General features: G+C 60.0%; 12 protein-coding genes and 1 tRNA gene. 6 read left to right on the top strand and 7 right to left on the bottom strand.

Features of this window, described 5'->3' with window-relative positions:
- Positions 1-55 precede the first annotated feature (55 nt).
- On the top strand, positions 56-1,282 hold the full coding sequence (locus ACTRWK_RS04155; protein WP_289082046.1) for a phenylacetate--CoA ligase family protein: 1,227 nt from the start codon (positions 56-58) through the stop codon (positions 1,280-1,282).
- Positions 1,283-1,418: 136 nt separating this feature from the next.
- Positions 1,419-3,089 carry an ABC transporter permease gene (locus ACTRWK_RS04150; protein ID WP_289082047.1) on the top strand — a complete coding sequence of 557 codons (1,671 nt, stop codon included), beginning with the start codon at positions 1,419-1,421 and terminating at the stop codon, positions 3,087-3,089.
- Positions 3,090-3,173: 84 nt separating this feature from the next.
- Here ACTRWK_RS04150 and ACTRWK_RS04145 read toward each other — a convergent pair whose 3' ends face one another.
- From ACTRWK_RS04145 to ACTRWK_RS04130, 4 genes are all read right to left on the bottom strand, one after another.
- Positions 3,174-4,190, bottom strand: a complete 1,017-nt coding sequence (locus ACTRWK_RS04145) for a Fe(3+) ABC transporter substrate-binding protein (RefSeq protein WP_168592250.1) — start codon at positions 4,188-4,190, stop codon at positions 3,174-3,176.
- Between the two features lie 130 nt (positions 4,191-4,320).
- On the bottom strand, positions 4,321-5,187 hold the full coding sequence (yghU, locus tag ACTRWK_RS04140) for a glutathione-dependent disulfide-bond oxidoreductase (RefSeq protein WP_037942849.1): 867 nt from the start codon (positions 5,185-5,187) through the stop codon (positions 4,321-4,323).
- Positions 5,188-5,359: 172 nt separating this feature from the next.
- Complete coding sequence (gene ykgO, locus ACTRWK_RS04135) at positions 5,360-5,485, bottom strand: type B 50S ribosomal protein L36 (RefSeq protein WP_005850168.1); 126 nt, start codon at positions 5,483-5,485, stop codon at positions 5,360-5,362.
- Positions 5,486-5,561: 76 nt separating this feature from the next.
- A tRNA-Val gene (locus ACTRWK_RS04130) sits at positions 5,562-5,636 on the bottom strand.
- A 150-nt stretch (positions 5,637-5,786) separates the two neighbouring features.
- On the opposite strand from ACTRWK_RS04130, the gene ACTRWK_RS04125 reads away from it, so the two are divergent.
- Positions 5,787-6,647, top strand: a complete 861-nt coding sequence (locus ACTRWK_RS04125) for an N-formylglutamate amidohydrolase (RefSeq protein ID WP_074636305.1) — start codon at positions 5,787-5,789, stop codon at positions 6,645-6,647.
- Here the strand turns inward: ACTRWK_RS04125 and ACTRWK_RS04120 are convergent, their stop codons facing one another.
- The 3 genes from ACTRWK_RS04120 to ACTRWK_RS04110 form a co-directional block, all read right to left on the bottom strand.
- Positions 6,648-7,901: a DNA polymerase IV gene (locus ACTRWK_RS04120; protein ID WP_037942852.1), complete on the bottom strand. Its 1,254-nt coding sequence runs from the start codon at positions 7,899-7,901 to the stop codon at positions 6,648-6,650.
- A 325-nt stretch (positions 7,902-8,226) separates the two neighbouring features.
- On the bottom strand, positions 8,227-8,916 hold the full coding sequence (gene pyrF, locus ACTRWK_RS04115) for an orotidine-5'-phosphate decarboxylase (RefSeq protein ID WP_005850154.1): 690 nt from the start codon (positions 8,914-8,916) through the stop codon (positions 8,227-8,229).
- Between the two features lie 218 nt (positions 8,917-9,134).
- The gene (locus tag ACTRWK_RS04110) at positions 9,135-9,449 is read right to left on the bottom strand and encodes a hypothetical protein (protein WP_037942855.1); all 315 of its coding nucleotides are present in this window, start codon (positions 9,447-9,449) and stop codon (positions 9,135-9,137) included.
- 416 nt (positions 9,450-9,865) lie between these two features.
- Between ACTRWK_RS04110 and clpB the strand changes: the two genes are divergently transcribed.
- From clpB to msrQ, 3 genes are all read left to right on the top strand, one after another.
- Complete coding sequence (clpB, locus tag ACTRWK_RS04105) at positions 9,866-12,481, top strand: ATP-dependent chaperone ClpB (RefSeq protein WP_289082048.1); 2,616 nt, start codon at positions 9,866-9,868, stop codon at positions 12,479-12,481.
- A gap of 174 nt (positions 12,482-12,655) precedes the next feature.
- Complete coding sequence (msrP, locus tag ACTRWK_RS04100) at positions 12,656-13,564, top strand: protein-methionine-sulfoxide reductase catalytic subunit MsrP (protein ID WP_184583427.1); 909 nt, start codon at positions 12,656-12,658, stop codon at positions 13,562-13,564.
- 33 nt (positions 13,565-13,597) lie between these two features.
- Positions 13,598-14,182, top strand: a complete 585-nt coding sequence (msrQ, locus tag ACTRWK_RS04095; protein ID WP_462843804.1) for a protein-methionine-sulfoxide reductase heme-binding subunit MsrQ — start codon at positions 13,598-13,600, stop codon at positions 14,180-14,182.
- The last annotated feature ends 399 nt before the right edge of the window (positions 14,183-14,581 follow it).

The following is a 14,581-nucleotide window of genomic DNA, read 5'->3' as shown; positions in this document are numbered from 1 at the left end:
ACGGCCCACGAGTTTTCCATTTCCTGACCACCCAGATGAATTGCGAGTAAGCGACATGGCACAGACGTCCTATTTTGACAGCCTAGAGACCCGCAGCCCCGAGACACGGGCGGCCGATCTTGCCCGGTCCTTGCCCGCGCAGATCGCACGTGCACAGGCGCTGCCGGGCTATGCCGGATCGTTGGACGGGGTCGCGCCGGACACGATCACCAATGTCGAGGCGCTGGCCGCGCTGCCGGTTCTGCGCAAATCCGAGATCGGGAAACAGCAGGCGCAGTCGGCCCCCTTTGGGGGGTTCACCACCAAGCCCGCCCATGCGTTTACCCATATCTTCCAGTCTCCCGGTCCGATCTACGAACCCTCCTCCGACGCGCCGGATTGGTGGCGTATGGGGCGATTCCTGCACGCGGTGGGGATTGGCGAGGGCGACATCGTCCAGAACTGTTTTGGCTATCACCTGACACCTGCGGGCATGATCTTTGAATCCGGGGCGCGGGCTGTGGGGGCTGCGGTGCTGCCGGCGGGCACGGGGCAGACCGAACTGCAGGTCATCGCCGCGCGCGATATCGGCACGACCGCCTATGCCGGCACGCCGGATTACCTCAAGATCATTCTCGAAAAAGCGGATGAAATGGGGGTGACCCTTGGCATCACCAAAGCGGCCGTGGGCGGGGGCGCGCTGTTCCCGTCCTTGCGCGACTATTATGCAGAGCGGGGGATCACCTGTTTGCAAAGCTATGCAACGGCGGATCTGGGCAACATCGCCTACGAAAGCCCCGCCGCCGAAGGCATGATCGTGGACGAGAATGTAATCGTCGAGATCGTGACCCCCGGCACCGGCACCCCCGTCGCTCCGGGCGAGGTGGGCGAGGTCGTCGTGACCACCTTGAACCCCGACTATCCGCTGATCCGCTTCGCCACAGGCGACCTGAGCGCCGTACTGCCGGGGGCGTCTCCTTGCGGGCGGACCAATATGCGCATCAAGGGCTGGATGGGCCGTGCGGATCAGACCACCAAGATCAAGGGCATGTTCGTGCGCCCCGAACAGGTCGCGGCGCTTGTCGCGCATCACCCCGAGGTCACGAAGGCCCGCGTGGTGGCAAGCCGTGCGAGTGAACAGGACGTCATGACTGTGCATCTTGAGACGACGGGTGATGACGCGGACAGCTACGGTGCCTCTGTCGCCGCGCTTCTCAAGCTGAAGGGCAAGGTCGTGCTGGCCGCGCCGGGCAGCCTGCCCAACGACGGATTGGTGATCGAAGACCAGCGCAGCTATGACTGACCCGTGCTGAAGGCACGCATCCTGACACCGGAGATTCTGCTGCAAAGGCAGGATCACGCCTTTGCACCTGCGCCTCGCGCTACAATTTTCAGTCATCCCGCTGGTATTTCCGACTGAATTAGTCGAAACCGATTGCATGACGACACAGGATATCAATACAAGCCCCGCCGCCGTGAAACGATCGCGGGACGGCGTGCGTTTACTGGCGGGGGTTGCGGTCGCGATTGCGGCGACCTGTGCCTTACCGATGGTGGCCGTTTTGCTGGCCGCGCTGGTCGGGGGCACCGATACGGTGCGCCACCTGATCGATACGGTGCTGCTGGGGTACGCGGGCACCACCCTTCTGCTGGTCGCAATGGTGGCCACGGGCACCTTTGCCTTGGGCGTGGGGACCGCGTGGCTGGTGACCATGACCCGCTTCCCCGGTGCCCGCATGCTTGAAATCGCGCTGGTGCTGCCGCTGGCCTTTCCCGCCTATGTGCTGGCCTATGCCTACACGCATATCCTTGACCACCCCGGAATCGTGCAAACGGTGCTGCGTGACGTCACGGGCTGGGGTCCGCGCGACTACTGGTTCCCGGAAATCCGGTCCCTTGGGGGCGCGGCCTTGATGCTGGTGCTGGTGCTTTATCCCTACGTCTACCTCTTGGCGCGCGCCGCGTTCTTGCAGCAATCTGCCACGACGTTTCTGGCAGCACGTGCCTTGGGTAGCAGTGCCTGGGCGGCCTTCTTCAAGGTGAGCCTGCCGCTGGCCCGACCCGCGATTGCCGCAGGTGTTCTGCTGACCGTCATGGAGACGATCGCCGATTTCGGCACCGTCGCCTATTTCAGTGTGCAGACTTTTGCGACAGGGATCTACACCAGCTGGTTTTCCCTGTTCGACCGCGCTGGTGCGGCGCAGCTTGCACTGTGCTTGCTCAGTTTTGCGCTGCTGCTCGCGATGCTGGAGCGTATCCAGCGCGGCAAGGCGCAATACCACGATCCGGCGCGGCGTGCCGTGGCGATGCCGCCCGCGCAGCTTAAGGGATGGCAGGCCGCCGCCGCGATGCTGGCCTGCGGTGTTCCCGTTATCTTTGGGGCGATCCTGCCGGTGATCGTGCTGATCTGGATGGGCGTCGGGTCAGAGCAAGACCTGCTGAGCCCGCGCTATCTGGGCTTTATCCGCAACTCTGCCACGCTGGCGGGGGTGGCGGCGGTGCTGACCGTGGCCGCTGCAGTCTGCGTGGGGTTTTTTCAGCGGTTGCGTCCGGGCAAGCTGTCGTTCGGTGCAGGCTATATCGCGCGGTTGGGCTATGCGGTGCCGGGCGGGGTGATTGCCGTGGGGCTGATGGTGCCCTTTGCGACCTTTGATAACCAGCTTGATGCCTGGATGCGCAGCACCTTCGACATATCGACCGGGCTGCTGGTCACCGGGTCGATCTGGCTGCTCGTCGCCGCCTATATGGTACGCTTCCTTGCGGCGGCTCTGGGGGCGTATGAAGGCGGGCAGGCGATGGTGCATGCCAATATGGACTCTGCCGCACGGTCATTGGGGGAAACCCCTGTGGGCACGCTGCGCCGTGTGCATCTACCGATCCTGTCGCCAAGCCTGCTGACCGCGCTGCTGATCGTTTTCGTCGATGTGATGAAAGAGCTGCCTGCAACGCTGATCATGCGGCCGTTCAACTACGACACGTTGGCGGTACAGGCCTACCGGCTGGCAAGCGACGAGCGGCTGGACGGGGCGGCGGTGCCGAGCCTTGTGATCGTGGCGATGGGATTGCTCCCCGTGATCCTGATCTGCCGTCAGGTCGGGCGGCAGAAATAAACATTTCCCTTTACGCATGAAAAAACCGCACCGGCCAGGGGCCGATGCGGTTCAATGTCATGTCTCTGCCGTGGCAGGCTGGGATTATTCCCAGCCAACCGCGTTAAAGATTTTCTGTGCCGTCGGGATGTTCTTGGCCACTTCGGACAGGTTCACCTCGTCTGCTTTGAATTCGCCCAGCTTTTCGACCGATTCCGCAAGCTCTACACCTTCGACGGCGGGGAATTCGTCATTGCCTGCAGAGAAGTAGGACTGCGCGCTGTCGGAGGACAGGTATTCGAGGAACTTGACCGCGTTGTCACGGTTTGGCGCATTTGCTGCAACACCGGCACCCGACAGGTTCATGTGCGCGCCGTTGCCTTCCTGGTCGGGGAACACCAGACCGATTTTATCCAGATCGGCGCTCAGCCCGTCTACTTCGGTGCGGATGGCACGGGCAAAGTAGTAGGAGTTCGAGACGGAGATTTCGCATTCGCCCGATACCAGACCGCGCAGCTGGTCGGTGTCACCGCCCTGTGGTGCACGTGCCATGTTGTTCACAACGCCCTGTGCCCATTCGGTGGCTTTTTCTTCACCGTGGTGTGTGACCAATGCCGCCAGCAGGGTCTGGTTGTAGGAGTTGGTGGAGGAACGGATGCAGACCTGACCTTCATAGGCAGGATCGGCAAGATCCAGATAGTTCTGCGGCGGGTTGTCTACCGCGTCCTTGCTGTAAAAGATGATCCGCGCGCGCTGCGAAAAGCCGAACCAGTCGTTGTCAGCGTCTTGCAGGTTGCTGGGGATACGCTCTTCGAGGATGTCGCTGTCAACGGATTGCAGGAGGCCCATTTCCTTGGCGCGGCTCAGGCGGCTGGTGTCGACGGTGATCAGAACGTCCGCGGGGGAGTTCGCACCCTCGGCTTCCATACGCGCCAGCAGCTCGTCTGCTTTGCCTTCGATGCGGTTGATGGTGATGCCGGTCTGCTCGGTAAAGTCGGAATACAGACGTTCGTCTGTGTCGTAGTGACGCGAGGAGTAGAGGTTCAGCTGCCCTTCGGCCAATGCTGGCATCGCAACTGTGGCCATCAAGGCGGCCGTGAAAGCGGATTTCGTCAGAGTCATCAGGTGACCTCCATCTGTGTAAAACTTATAAAAAAAGTAAGAAACAGATTTGAGGGCTGATATCAAGGAATACTTGAGTGAATTAATAGGACAAGCGTCTTGCCGCGAGGGGGCGGCAAGACGCGCGGGATCAGTCGCCGATTTTGTCCTGAGTCTTTGTGTCAAAATCGCTGGCATCGTGGCGTTCGTGCAGCTGCATTTCGGGTTCACCGAAGGGTCGGTTGACCATGCGACCACGTGTAACGGCAGGGCGCGCGTCGATCTTCTTGGCCCATTTCATCAGGTTTTCGTAGGAATCGACATTCAGGAACTCTGCCGCGTCATAGAGACGGCCCAGAACCAGCTGCCCGTACCACGCCCAGATCGCCATATCCGCGATCGAATATTCGCCCGCCATGTATTCGTTATCGGCAAGGTGACGATCGAGCACGTCAAGCTGGCGCTTGGTCTCCATCGCGAAACGGTCGATGCAGTACTTAATCTTGACCGGCGCATAGGCGTAGAAATGGCCGAAGCCGCCGCCAAGATAGGGCGCGCTGCCCATTTGCCAGAACAGCCACGACATACATTCGGTGCGCTGGCTTGGGTCTTTGGGGATGAATTCGCCGAACTTCTCGGCCAGATGCAGCATGATCGACCCGGATTCAAACAGGCGCTGCGGCGCGTCGCCGGACCGGTCCATCATCGCGGGAATTTTGGAGTTCGGGTTGATGTCGACAAAGCCGGATCCGAATTGATCCCCTTCGCCGATGTTGATCAGCCACGCGTCATACTCGGCGCCCTTGTGCCCGGCGGCCAGTAGTTCTTCCAGCAGCACGGTGACTTTGACGCCATTGGGCGTCGCGAGGGAGTAAAGCTGATAGGGATGTTTGCCGACCGGCAGCTCTTTGTCTGCGGTGGGGCCTGCGATGGGGCGGTTGATATTGGCGAATTTACCGCCATTGCCGGGTTCCCACTCCCATACGGCGGGCGGGGTGTAGTCGGGCAGATCGGTCATGAGATCCCTTTCAGTTCGTCTGATGAAGTCTGAAGAGAACCTAAGCGGTATTGGGGGGATCGCAAGAGGTCAGCACAGATTGGCTGGGGCAGGGGGGAGGCGCGGTTGGCGGCGGCCCAAACGAAAAAAGCCGCCCCCGAAGGAGCGGCCTTTAATCAAATGCGCGCGAAGCTTAACCCTGACGGGCTTTGAAACGGCGCTGCGTTTTGTTGATTACGTAAACGCGGCCTTTGCGACGCACAACGCGGCAGTCACGGTGCCGGTTCTTGAGCGAGCGGAGCGAATTGCGAACCTTCATGGTCGTTCTCCTGTGTCGTGGCGCGGGCCAGCGCCGGGTTGCGGGCAGTTCAGCGAATGCTGAACCATGAATTAGGTGGTGGGCGATACTGGGATCGAACCAGTGACCCCTTCGATGTCAACGAAGTGCTCTACCGCTGAGCTAATCACCCCCTATGTAGCACGAAATTTGCACCCCAAACCAAATCGGGGCGCGAGATATTCGCGCCGGTAGCGGGGTCTATAAATAGAGTCGGAGGCATGATCAAGGGGTTTTGGCTTTGTAAAAACATGCGCTATGATCATTCTTGAAAGGTGCAACAATGCCACACATCGCCTACGAAGTCGTTCGCCCCGATCAAGCCCGTTCCTGCGCGGTGTTTGCATCCCCTCATTCGGGGCGGAATTACAGCTTTTCCTTCCTACGGTCCACGGTGTTGGACGGGCATAGCATACGCTCGTCAGAGGACGCGTTTGTTGACCTTTTGTTTAATTCTGCCCCCCATTTCGGGGCTCCGTTTCTGATGGCGGGGGCCCCTCGTGCGTTCCTTGATCTGAACCGGTCCCGAGACGAGCTTGACCCGGCCCTGATCGAAGGGGTTCGGCGGCAGGCGCATAACCCGCGGGTTGCCTCCGGATTGGGGGTTATTCCGCGTGTCGTGGCGAACGGGCGCTCGATTTATCAGGGCAAATTAACACTGGATGAAGCACGGGCGCGAATCGCCACCTATTGGGTGCCGTACCACGATATGTTGCAGAGCCTGCTGAACGACGCGCGGGCGGATCACGGGCAGGCGATCTTGGTGGATTGCCATTCGATGCCACATGAGGCAATGGACGGCGTCGCGCGTATGGGGCTGAAACGGCCAGAAGTGGTCTTGGGTGACCGGTTCGGCGCGGCAGCCAGCAGCGATGTTGTGGATCAGATAGAGGCCGCTTTCGTCAAGGCAGGGTTCACGGTCACACGCAATACGCCGTTCGCGGGGGCCTATATCACGCAGGCTTACGGTCGTCCGGCACGGGGGCAGCACGCGGTACAGGTCGAATTGGACCGGTCGATGTATATGAACGAATCTCTGGTGCGCCCCAACGGTGATTTCGAGGATGTCCAAAAAGCGCTTCGCGGCGTTGTGGCAGAGATTGCGCGGATCCGTCCAGAAAGCCTCGCCCTCGCGGCGGAGTGATCAGCGCAGCGCACGCCCCTTGACGATTGCCTTGTCCCCGAACCGGTTGCGGATGGCATCTGTTGCCCGCTCTGCCTGACCCCGGCGGGCGGCATCCGGGTCCAGCAGGTCGCCCGCGGTATCGGCACCGTCAGCCGCGCTCAGGTCCGAAATGCCACACCCGAGCAGCCGGAAAGGCCCCGGTTCACCAAGCTGGTCAAACAGCCCGCGCGCGGTGCGGTAGATGCGGTCGGCCAGTTGCGTCGGGTCATACAGCGACACCCGCCGCGTGATCAGCGAGAAATCGGCCCGTTTGAGCTTGAGCACGACAACCCGGCCAGCAAGGTCTTTGGCCTTGGCGCGGTCCGCCACCTTTTGCGCCATGCGCCACAGATGCCCGTCCAGCAGGTCGGGGTCGGAGGTGTCTTCGTTGAAGGTGGTTTCGTTGCTGATGGATTTCATCGGTTCATGCGCGGAAACACGGCGGTTGTCTTGGCCGCGTGCCAGATGCCACAGGCGGTCGCCCATACTGCCGAAACGCGCGATCAGGTCGGTTCTTTCCCATCGCAGCAGGTCCGCGAAGGTCTGGATGCCGGCCTTGTTCAGAGATCCAAGCGTTGCCGCGCCCACGCCCCAGATCATGCTCACCGGTTTGTCGTTCAGAAACCTCTGTGTTTCTGCCTTGCCGATCACTGAAAACCCGTGCGGCTTATCAAGGTCAGAGGCGACTTTGGCCAGAAACTTGTTGTGTGACAGCCCGATTGATCCGGTTAGCCCCAGTTCGACCTTCATGCGACGCACCAGTCGCGCAAGCATCACGGCAGGGGGTGCCCCGTGAAGCTTGGTTGTGCCGGTCATGTCCAGAAACGCCTCGTCCAGCGACAGCGGCTGCAGGGCGGGGGTGAGCTCTTCCATCATGGCGCGGATCGCGCGGGAGGCTTCGACATATGCATCCATGCGTGGCTTGATGATGATCGCTTCGGGGCAGAGTTTCAGCGCCTGGAACATCGGCATGGCAGAGCGGACCCCTTTGATCCGCGCGATATAGCAGGCGGTCGACACGACCCCACGACGTCCGCCCCCGATGATTACGGGCTTGCCATTCAGCGCCGGATTGTCGCGTTTCTCTACGGATGCGTAGAAGGCATCGCAATCCATATGGGCGATGGAAAGGTCGAATAATTCGGGGTGTGACGAGATACGCGGGCTGCCGCAGGCAGAGCACCGGCGCGCGGGCGCGATTTCGGACAGGCAGTCTCGGCAGAGGGCGGGCATGGCGGTCAGGTAGGGTTAAGGGCTGGTTAACGCAAGTCTACCCGATCACACGCGACTTCGCCATGCACATACGTGCAGCGTCGGGTTGAAGGGCGGAAATCGAAAGGGGGGGGGCAAAGAAAGACCCCCGCCTGAAGCGGGGGGAGGTGACGGACTTCAGGAAGAACCAGTCCGTCGGGGAGTATCACCAAAGTAAGGTTGCCATATGAATGTCATAAAACATACACGGAACTTCCAGTTGCTGGCAGCCAGTTCATGTTTGTTACCGATTTATCACATAGGCGAAAATGCGCTATTTGTTGGGTTTCGCGCATTTCGGCTGTGTTCAGGGCAGCTCTGCTAGCACCGCGCGGGCGGCGGCGGCGGGGTCTTCGGCCTGCCAGATCGGGCGGCCAACGACGATGTGATCCGCCCCGTCCAAGATCGCCTGACCAGGTGTTGCCACGCGTTTCTGGTCGCCAAGGGCCGCCCCGCTTGGTCGCACGCCGGGGGTGACGATCAGCTTGCCGTTGGCCTCGGGTAGGGCACGGATCAGGGCCGCCTCTTGCGGGGAGGCGATGACGCCGTCAGCACCAGCCTCCAGCGCGCGCCCGGCGCGGGTCTGGACTAGATCGGGGATATCGCCCGACTGGATCATCGCCGCGTCCAGATCGTTGCGGTCCAGAGATGTCAGGATGGTCACCGCCAAAATCTTGGTGCGGGATCCTGCGGCGCCTTCCATCGCGGCGCGGACAACATGGGGGTCACCGTGCACGGTCAGAAAATCGAGGTCGAACTGCGCAAGCCCGCGCACCGCTGCCTCGACGGTCGCGCTGATATCGAACAGTTTCATGTCCAGAAAAATGCGTTTGCCGTGTTCCTGGATCAGCTCGTTCGCAAGCGCCAGGCCGCCGCCCGTCAACATGCCCAGACCAATTTTGTAAAAGCTCACCGCGTCGCCCAGCTTTTGGGTCAGTTCAAGGCCGGCAACAGCGTGGGGGACATCAAGGGCAACGATCAGGCGGTCATCTGACATGGGGCGGGCTCCGAAGTAATGAGATTTGGCAAACGCCGGAGGCTTACGGTGTTCGACATGACATGTCTATGAAAACAGGGATCGCGCAAAGAAAAAGGCCCGGGCAGCGCAATCGCTGTCCGGGCGAGTGTCAGAGACGTGCAGGCAGGCAGTTGTCTCTGGATTGGGCGGGACACGCGCCGGGACGGGCGCGCAGGCAGTTCCGCCGAAACTGTAAATCAGGCGGCGCGAAGGCCGGGAAGGTTGGCGACATGGCGCAACCAAGCTTTTGGATCGAACCGAGGGCGGCCACTTCGTTGTGCGGGCTTCTGGGCGCGGATCTCGGAATACATGCCGCCGCGGCTTATATGGCGACGCTCGGCTTGTTTGGTCAGGCCTTTGGCAGCTTGATCAAAGGACATCGTCATCGGCGCGTTGATGGCGCAGGCATATTTGCGGGACCGATCGCCATCGTGGACGGTGACCAAAGCTTCGAAGCATTGCTCTGCCGCGTTGTAGATAACGTCGTTCATCTGAATCTGGCGCGTCTGCATGTTCGTACCTCAAGGATTTGTTGTACTGGTTAAAGTCGGCTCGATTTGTTTTCGTTCATCTGCCAGTACAACGTATGTGTGACTAAATGGTTCCACTGGGGCGCATCCGTCATGTGGATAAATGTAAATTTTCGCTTAAAATCAGTCAATTAACATTTTTGTAATTATTTCTTGCCATGAGCGGCAAATTGCGAAACTGCACTTTTCTTGTGGGATTCCAATGTGTTCGCAATGTGGCGAAATCCCACCAGTCTGAAAAATAATCTTAAAAGGTGTATGTTTTTTGTTGACGCTTTTGTGAGGCGACTCTCTTGAATCCCTTCCTTCTGTCCCCAAATTCTATCCCGAGGACCACGCCATGATGTGCTGCAAAGCGGGCATCTTCTTTGTGGTCGCTTTAAGAAAAGGAGAAGCTCATGGACTTGAGCAAGTTCACAGAACGGTCGCGCGGCTTTATTCAGGCTGCGCAAACAATCGCGACGCGTGAAAGCCACCAACGGCTGACGCCTGAGCATTTATTGAAAGCACTGCTGGATGACGACCAAGGGCTGGCGAGCAATCTGATTGCTGCTGCCGGTGGCGATCCTGCACGTGTGATTGAAACCCTGACGCTGTCTTTGGGCAAGCTGCCCAAGGTGTCGGGCGACGCCGCGCAGGTATACCTTGATAATGCCACCGCAAAAGTGCTGGCCGAAGCAGAGACGCTGGCCAAAAAAGCGGGCGACAGCTTTGTGCCGATCGAACGCGTGCTGATGGCACTTGCGATGGTAAAATCCGGTGCGAAAACCGCGTTGGATGCGGGTAAGGTCACCGCACAGGGGTTGAACGCCGCTATCAATGATATCCGGAAAGGGCGCACGGCTGATACAGCCAGTGCGGAAGACGGGTATGAGGCGCTCAAGAAGTACAGCCTTGATCTGACGGAACGTGCCCGTGAAGGCAAAATCGACCCGATCATCGGTCGGGACGAGGAAATTCGTCGCGCCATGCAGGTGTTGAGCCGCCGTACCAAGAACAACCCGGTGCTGATTGGTGAGCCCGGCGTGGGTAAAACCGCGATTGCCGAGGGGCTCGCCCTGCGGATCGTGGATGGCGATGTGCCAGAATCCCTGCGCAACAAACGCTTGCTGGCGCTGGACATGGGCGCGCTGATTGCCGGCGCGAAGTATCGTGGCGAGTTCGAAGAACGGTTGAAAGCCGTCCTGACCGAGGTCACCGAAGCCGCGGGCGAGGTGATCCTGTTCATTGACGAGATGCACACGCTGGTTGGTGCCGGTAAGGCGGACGGCGCGATGGACGCGGCCAACCTCATCAAACCGGCGTTGGCGCGGGGTGAATTGCACTGCGTTGGTGCGACGACCTTGGACGAATACCGTAAGTATGTCGAAAAAGACGCAGCACTTGCCCGTCGGTTCCAGCCTGTGATGGTCAGCGAACCTACGGTCGAGGATACGGTGTCGATCCTGCGAGGCATTAAGGAGAAGTACGAGCTGCACCACGGTGTGCGGATCAGCGACTCTGCTCTCGTGGCGGCGGCGACCCTGTCGCACCGCTATATCACGGACCGTTTCCTGCCCGACAAGGCAATCGACCTTGTGGACGAGGCCGCGAGCCGTCTGCGGATGGAAGTCGACAGCAAACCGGAAGAGCTGGATGCGCTGGATCGTCAGATCATGCAGCTTCAGATCGAAGCCGAGGCGTTGAAGAAAGAGGATGACGCTGCCAGCAAGGACCGCCTGGACAAGTTGGAGAAAGAGCTGGGGGATCTGCAGGAAAAGGCCGATGCCATGACCGCGCAGTGGCAGGGCGAACGTGATCGCCTTGAGGGCGCGCGCGAGCTGAAAGAGCAGCTGGACCGTGCCCGCGCCGAGCTTGAGATCGCCAAGCGCGAAGGCAACCTCGCCAAAGCGGGGGAGCTTTCCTATGGCGTGATCCCGCAGCTTGAACGCAAACTGGGCGAGGCCGAAGAGAACGAAGCCGACGTGATGGTCGAAGAGGCCGTGCGCCCGGACCAGATCGCCAGCGTCGTCGAACGTTGGACGGGTATCCCCGCGGGTCGTATGCTGGAAGGCGAGCGGGACAAGTTGCTGCGCATGGAGGACCAGTTGCACAACCGTGTCATTGGTCAGAACCTCGCCGTCAAAGCTGTGTCGAACGCGGTGCGCCGTGCGCGAGCTGGCCTGAACGACGAGGCCCGCCCCTTGGGCAGCTTCCTGTTCCTCGGGCCGACTGGTGTCGGTAAAACCGAGCTCACCAAGGCCGTCGCCGAATTTCTGTTCGACGACGAGAACGCGATGGTGCGGATCGACATGTCTGAGTTCATGGAGAAACATGCCGTGGCCCGTCTGATCGGCGCGCCTCCCGGATATGTTGGCTATGACGAAGGTGGCGTATTGACCGAAGCCGTGCGGCGCAGACCCTATCAGGTCGTGCTGTTCGACGAGGTCGAGAAGGCGCACCCCGACGTGTTCAACGTGTTGCTGCAGGTCTTGGATGATGGTGTGCTGACGGATGGTCAGGGCCGTAAGGTCGACTTCAAGCAGACGCTGATTGTGCTGACCAGCAACCTTGGGGCGCAAGCGCTGAGCCAGTTGCCCGAAGGGGGCGACATGGCGCAGGCGAAACGGGATGTGATGGATGCGGTGCGGGCTCACTTCCGCCCCGAATTCCTGAACCGACTGGATGAAACGGTGATCTTTGACCGCTTGGCACGTGCCGACATGGCGGGGATCGTCGACATTCAGGTGAACCGTCTGCTGAAGCGTCTCGCCGGTCGCAAGATCGGGCTGGAGCTGGACGAAGCCGCGCGCAAGTGGCTCGCCGACGAAGGCTATGATCCGGTGTTCGGGGCGCGGCCGCTGAAGCGGGTGATCCAGCGCGCATTGCAGGACCCGCTAGCCGAGATGATCTTGGCGGGTGACGTGCTGGATGGGGATCTTATCCCCGTGCAGGCTGGTGCCGAAGGGCTGATCATTGGCGACCGCGTGGCCGCCAGCAACCGCGCCAAACCGGACGAAGCGACCGTCCACTAGGTACATAGTATATAGTGTGGTGATGTGATCGGGCAGGGCCGGGGGAAACCTCGGCCCTGTTCGCATGTGTTGCCCTGACATTCCGGTGTGTCTCCTGAAATGTAGCGGATTGCGTTTGGTGGGCGCGACAACCCGCAGTAGGCTACCCATGTATATTGGTAAGGAGCGCCTGTTATGGCCTATCGCTGGATCAACACACTCACGGATAAAGACGTCACCCCGCATGCTGCATTTATGAACCGACGTCAGATCATGGGGGGCGCTTTGGCGGGGATCGGGTTGGCCGGTATCGCGGGGCGCACCTCTGCCGCGCCGGAGGGGTTAGAGCCGAACAGTTATGAAGATATCACCAGCTACAATAACTACTATGAATTCGGCACCGGTAAGGACGACCCCGCCAGATACGCGGACCGTCTGACGATTGAACCCTGGACGGTGCAGATTGACGGGCTGGTCGACAAGCCCGGTGCCTATGGGTTCGACGACATCATGCAACAGATGACGATCGAAGAGCGTATCTATCGTTTTCGCTGTGTCGAGGCGTGGTCAATGGTGGTCCCGTGGAACGGGTTCGAGCTGGCGGACCTGCTGAATATAGCCGGTGTGCAGTCCGGCGCGAAATACGTCTCCTTCGAGACTGCGCTGCGTCCTGATGAAATGCCCGGCGTCGCCTATAATGTGCTCGACTGGCCTTACGTCGAAGGGTTGCGTCTGGACGAAGCGATGCATCCGCTGACGATTATGGCCACCGGCATCTATGGCAAGGACATCCCGAAACAGAACGGCGCACCGCTGCGGTTGGTCGTGCCGTGGAAATATGGCTACAAGTCGATCAAATCCGTGGTGCGGATCACCCTCACGGACACTCAGCCCCCAACCAGTTGGAACAAGGCGAATGCCGGGGAGTACGGCTTCTATAGTAATGTGAACCCCGAGGTCGATCACCCCCGTTGGTCGCAGGCCAGCGAAAGGGTCATCGGTGGCGGGCTTTTCTCCAAGCGGATCCCCACGCTGATGTTCAACGGGTACGAGGCCGAGGTCGCGGATCTCTATGCCGGTATGGACCTGAGCAAGGATATCTAAACCCGTGTCCTCTATAGAAGTGAGCAGGCCGGTATGATCGACCGCCTGAATACCATCGCGCGACGTGTTCCCACATGGGTCGTATATATAGTGGGGCTTCTGCCAATCCCGTGGTTGCTGTTTCAGGCACAGACCGGCGGGCTGGGGGCGGAGCCGATCAAGGCGTTGGAAAAAGAACTGGGGTTGCTGGCCTTGCAACTGTTGATCGCCGGGTTGGCGATCACGCCCGCGCGGCGCTACCTTCGGCTGAACTTGATCAAGTTTCGCCGCGCCCTGGGATTGCTCGCCTTTATATATGTCTCGCTGCACCTGTTGGTATGGCTGGTGCTGGATGTCGGGATCCTGTCGCAGATCTGGGCCGACATTCTGAAGCGCCCGTATATCACGATCGGCATGGCGGGTTTTGCCTGTCTTGTCCCCCTGGCGGCGACATCGAACAACCTCTCGATCCGCAAGCTGGGGGGCACGTGGCGCAAGCTGCACCGGTTAACCTATCTGGCTGCAATTCTGGCTGGGGTGCACTTCATCTGGCTGGTTAAAGGTTTCCAGATCGAACCTCTCCTCTATATGGCGGCGATTCTGGCTTTGCTGGTCCTACGACTTCCTAAACGGCGCTGATTCCGAATCTGGGCGGCGGCGCGGGCCGGGGATTGTGCCGGATTCGGACCGGTGGCGGGGAAACAATCCACATTCGCGCTGCGAGTCTGTGGATAACCCGCGCGGGCGTAAGTGATGCGGGGTAATGACGTGTTAGCGTGCGAAATAAAGCTGCGCAAAACACGGGGCCCGCGGAATTTTCAAAAATCAAACCGTTGTTTTTATAGGAAAATTCGGAAAGTAGCGAAAAACTGTCATAATCCGAAAAAAGGGGTTGCGGGTGTTTGGAACAAACCTTAGAACGCCCCTTACCGGAGACGCAGACACGCTGACACGGGGCGCTAGACGGGGACGACGGGTTACGGTTCGGGTCTTACGTAGCGGGAAAATTCTGAGGTAATTGAGGCGGGGCGCGCTGAG

It is taken from the genome of Sulfitobacter sp. G5_S2_6_S6 (assembly GCF_054968505.1).
This window is presented reverse-complemented; position numbering and strand designations above follow the sequence as displayed.

What these genes read in the sequence shown, in the direction of transcription:
- ACTRWK_RS04155 (WP_289082046.1), top strand. Translation starts at nt 56, where the DNA reads ATGGCACAGACGTCCTATTTTGACAGCCTAGAGACCCGCAGCCCCGAG.
- ACTRWK_RS04150 (WP_289082047.1), top strand. Translation starts at nt 1,419, where the DNA reads ATGACGACACAGGATATCAATACAAGCCCCGCCGCCGTGAAACGATCG.
- ACTRWK_RS04145 (WP_168592250.1), bottom strand. Translation starts at nt 4,190, where the DNA reads ATGACTCTGACGAAATCCGCTTTCACGGCCGCCTTGATGGCCACAGTT.
- yghU (WP_037942849.1), bottom strand. Translation starts at nt 5,187, where the DNA reads ATGACCGATCTGCCCGACTACACCCCGCCCGCCGTATGGGAGTGGGAA.
- ykgO (WP_005850168.1), bottom strand. Translation starts at nt 5,485, where the DNA reads ATGAAGGTTCGCAATTCGCTCCGCTCGCTCAAGAACCGGCACCGTGAC.
- ACTRWK_RS04125 (WP_074636305.1), top strand. Translation starts at nt 5,787, where the DNA reads ATGCCACACATCGCCTACGAAGTCGTTCGCCCCGATCAAGCCCGTTCC.
- ACTRWK_RS04120 (WP_037942852.1), bottom strand. Translation starts at nt 7,901, where the DNA reads ATGCCCGCCCTCTGCCGAGACTGCCTGTCCGAAATCGCGCCCGCGCGC.
- pyrF (WP_005850154.1), bottom strand. Translation starts at nt 8,916, where the DNA reads ATGTCAGATGACCGCCTGATCGTTGCCCTTGATGTCCCCCACGCTGTT.
- ACTRWK_RS04110 (WP_037942855.1), bottom strand. Translation starts at nt 9,449, where the DNA reads ATGCAGACGCGCCAGATTCAGATGAACGACGTTATCTACAACGCGGCA.
- clpB (WP_289082048.1), top strand. Translation starts at nt 9,866, where the DNA reads ATGGACTTGAGCAAGTTCACAGAACGGTCGCGCGGCTTTATTCAGGCT.
- msrP (WP_184583427.1), top strand. Translation starts at nt 12,656, where the DNA reads ATGGCCTATCGCTGGATCAACACACTCACGGATAAAGACGTCACCCCG.
- msrQ (WP_462843804.1), top strand. Translation starts at nt 13,598, where the DNA reads ATGATCGACCGCCTGAATACCATCGCGCGACGTGTTCCCACATGGGTC.